Origin of the sequence: Leptolyngbya sp. FACHB-36 (assembly GCF_014695955.1) — a bacterium.
Taxonomy (GTDB): domain Bacteria; phylum Cyanobacteriota; class Cyanobacteriia; order Leptolyngbyales; family Leptolyngbyaceae; genus FACHB-36.
Genome location: NZ_JACJPG010000007.1, coordinates 1 through 4298, shown reverse-complemented (window position 1 = coordinate 4298; position 4298 = coordinate 1). Strand labels below are relative to the sequence as shown.

Here is a 4298-nt window from a genome sequence, read left to right as displayed (position 1 = left end):
TCCGACGATCGCCGGACTCGCCGCGTGGATCGAGGAGCAACCCATCACCAATCGACAAGAGGTGGAACTGTGACGATCGCCCCCATCCAACCCGTGACGCGGGATCGCGTTTCTCCGGTGTCGTTCGCGCAGCAGCGACTGTGGTTTCTTCAGCAAATTGCGCCGCACAACCCCTTCTACAATGTGCCTGCGGCAATTCGCCTGAGTGGGCAGCTCAATCCTGTGGTGCTGGAGCAGTCGTTCAACGAAATTGTCCGCCGCCACGAAGCGCTGCGGACCACGTTTACAACGCTGGACGGACAGCCTGTTCAGGTAATTGCGCCTAGCCTGACGCTGTCGGTGCCGATCGTGGATCTGCGATCGGTGCCCGAACCAGAGCGCGAAACGATGGCGCAGCACGTCGCCACCGAAGAGGCGCGGCGTCCGTTTGATCTGACCACCGACGCGCCGCTGCGGGTAAAGCTGCTGAAATTGCATGACACCGAACATACGCTGCTGCTGACGCTGCATCATATTGTGGCGGATGGCTGGTCGCTGGGCGTGCTGATTCGGGAACTGGGCGTTCTCTATACGGCGCTGCTGCGGGGACAGAGTGCCGTTTTGCCAGATTTGCCGATTCAATACGCGGACTTCGCGCACTGGCAGCGCACGTGGTTGCAAGGAGACGTGTTGCAGGCGCAACTGGACTACTGGCGATCGCGCTTACAGGACCTGCCCCTGCTGAATTTGCCGACCGATCGTCCGCATCCACCCGTCCAGACCTATCGCGGCGCAACTCAGCCAATTCAACTTTCCCCGGAGCTGACGAACGCACTGGAGACGCTAAGCCAGCGATCGGGTGTGTCGCTGTACATGACACTGCTGGCGGCGTTTCAGACGCTGCTGTATCGCTACACGGGACAGGACGATATTGCAATCGGGTCGCCGATCGCGAATCGCCATCGCCGCGAAGTTGAGGACTTGATCGGCTTCTTTGTCAACAGTCTGGTGCTGCGAACGGATTTGTCGGGAAATCCCTCGTTTCTAGAATTGCTTAGCCGCGTGCGCGATGTGGCGTTGGGCGCATACGCGCATCAGGATTTGCCGTTTGAGAAACTGGTGGAAGACTTGGACCCAGAGCGCAATTTAAGCCGCAATCCGCTGTTTCAAGTGGGATTTGCGCTGCAGAATGCGCCGATGCAGCCGCTAGAATTGCCCGATTTGACGCTGCAACCCATGAGCTTCGATCCGGGCACAACACGGTTCGATCTGGAAGTGCATTTGTGGGAGCGATCGCACGGTCTGACGCGCGTTTGGCAATCCCACGACGGCTTAAGTGGCTTCGTGTCCTACAGTACGGATTTGTTCGATCGCGCCACTGTTGCTCGACTAATCGGACAGTTTCAAACGCTGCTAGAAGGCATTGTTGCCAAGCCAGAAGCGCGATTGGCAGAGTTACCCATTTTGACCCACGCAGAGCGGCAGCAGCTACTGGTGGAGTGGAATCAGACGCAGACGGAGTACGATCGCACCGCCTGTTTTCATCACCTGTTTCAAGCGCAGGCGCAGGCGACTCCCGACGCGATCGCGGTGGTGTGCGACGACTCAGCGCTGACCTATCGCGACCTCGATCGCCAAGCCAACCAGCTAGCGAACTATCTGCACCAGCTAGGTGTGCGTCCTGATCACCTCGTGGGACTGTGCGTCGAGCGATCGCCCGACATGCTGGTGGGAATTCTCGGCGTGCTCAAAGCGGGCGGCGCCTATGTGCCGCTCGACCCAGAGTATCCCAGCGATCGGCTCCGGTTCATGCTGGCAGATGCGGACGTTTCCATTCTGCTGACTCAGTCGTCGCTGGCGTCCGCGCTACCCGACTCACCCGCCAGACTGGTTTGTTTGGACACGCTGCCCGACAGCCTGAGTCCGACTGCGCCTGACGTAAAAATGACGCCAGATAATCTCGCCTATGTCATCTATACCTCAGGCTCGACGGGCACGCCAAAAGGCGTCATGCTTCAGCATCGAGGATTGTGCAACGTTGTTGCCGCTCAGCAGCAGGTGTTTAACCTCTCCTCCGAGAGCCGCACTTTGCAGTTCAGTTCACTCAGCTTCGATGCCTCTGTGTTTGAAATTGCCCTGGCGATTGGCTCCGGCGGCACGCTATACATTCCGCCCAAATCCGCCCGCTTACCAGGAACGAGTTTTGTCCAATTTCTGCACGATCGCCGCATTACCCACGCGATTTTGCCGCCTGCCGTATTAGCGGTGCTTCCCGCCGAACATCTACCGGATCTGCAAACGGTGATTTCCGGCGGAGAAGCCTGCTCTAGCGAAATTGTCGATCGCTGGGCAGTCGATCGACGGTTCTTCAACGCCTACGGACCCACCGAAACCACAATCTGGGCAACGGTTGCCCAACTCCAGCCAAACAGCGGCAAGCCGACGATCGGTCGCCCCGTCGCTAACACGCAGGTTTACATTCTAGATGGGCATCGTCAGCCCGTGCCGATCGGTGTTCCCGGCGAGTTGTACATCAGCGGCGACGGCATTGCACGCGGCTACCTGAATCGCCCCGATTTAACGGCGGAACACTTTGTTAATTTTGAATGCTTAATTTTGAATGATGAATTAGACGCTGCTCATAGCCATTCAAAATTCAAAATTCAAAATTTAAAATTCTATAAAACTGGCGATCGCGTTCGCTACCGTCCCAACGGCACGATCGAGTTTCTCGATCGCGTGGATGATCAAGTCAAACTCCGGGGCTTCCGGATTGAACTGGGCGAAATTGAGACGGCGCTGAATCGCCATGCGGCAGTACAAACCGCGATCGTTCGTCAGGATGATCAGCGACTGATTGCCTACGTCACGCTGCACCCGCAAACCGCTGAAGCCGCGGAGCCGCTGCAAATGCAGCACCTAACTTATTGGCAAACGCTCTACAACCAGACGTATCGCCAAACCGCTAGCGACCCGACCTTTGATATCACAGGCTGGAATAGCAGCTACACCGGACAGCCCATTCCCGTCGAGCAAATGCAGGAATGGGTGCACGATCGGGTCCAGCAACTTTTGGCGCTGAAGCCTCGACGGGTGCTGGAAATTGGCTGTGGCACTGGGCTGCTGCTGTTTCAGCTTGCGCCGCACTGTGCGGACTATTGGGCAACAGATTTTTCATCGGAATCGCTGCATCAGATTCAGCAGCAGCTAACCGCACAAAGTCTCTCGCACGTGACGCTGCTGCAACGGGCAGCAACCGATTTTGAGGGAATTCAGCACGAATCATTTGATGTCGTGATTCTCAATTCGGTCGTGCAGTATTTTCCCAACGTGCAGTATTTGCAGCACGTGCTGGAACAGGCACGATCGATCATTGCTCCAGACGGCGCTCTATTTATTGGAGACGTGCGGAGTTTGCCGCTGCTGACGGCGTTCCATGCGTCTGTGCAGCTTCATCAGGCAGATTCCAGCCTGGAAAAATCTCAGCTCCGACAGCGAGTCCAACGATCGCGCTTTGAGGAGCCAGAACTCGCGATTGCTCCCGCGTTTTTTGCGGCATTGCGCGATCGACTCAGCATTCTACGGGTCCAAGTTCAACTCTCACGCGGTCGCCATCACAACGAAATGACGCAGTTTCGCTATAACGTGCTGCTGCATGTGGGTCAATCTAGCGTCGATCACACCAGCGCTGAATCCCCAATTGAGTGGATTGAGTGGACGCCTGAATTCACGGTGGATGCGGTGCGTCGATCGCTCCTCGACCAGCAGCCGGACTGGTTTGGGCTAACAGATGTGCCAAATTCGCGCGTCATTGCCGCGGTTAAAACGGCTAGCTGGCTATTTGGCGCTGGCGCCCCCAAAACGGCTGGTCGAATGCGAGAAGAATTAGAACGCGCCTCGGACGGGGCGATCGACCCGCAAAACTGGTGGGATTTAGAGGCTGAGCTACCTTACACAGTTGAAATTGCCTGGTCAAAGAATCCAGCCGAGGGACGCTATGATGTCGCGTTTGTTCGCCACGGCGTGGTGATGGATGTGGCGATGCCGCTGATTCAGCAGCCACAGGGTCCGTACACCAACCAACCGTTACAGGCAGCGTTTGCGCGTCAACTGATTCCGCAACTGCGGCTGTATTTAGCGCAGACGCTGCCAGACTACATGGTTCCTGCGGCGTTTGTGGTGCTGGAAACGCTGCCTCTGACCGCCAATGGAAAAGTCGATCGCCGCGCCCTTCCTACGCCCGACGAACCGCTGCAAACTGCCGCACAGGTGGCACCGCGATCGCCCACCGAAACGACGCTCGTTACCATCTGGTCCGA

1 protein-coding gene is annotated in these 4298 nt (G+C 57.2%); it reads left to right on the top strand.

The window, feature by feature from the left end:
• Positions 1-24: 24 nt before the first annotated feature.
• Positions 25-4298 (top strand): amino acid adenylation domain-containing protein (locus H6F43_RS00070; protein ID WP_347272348.1); only part of this gene is annotated, 4274 nt, incomplete at its 3' end.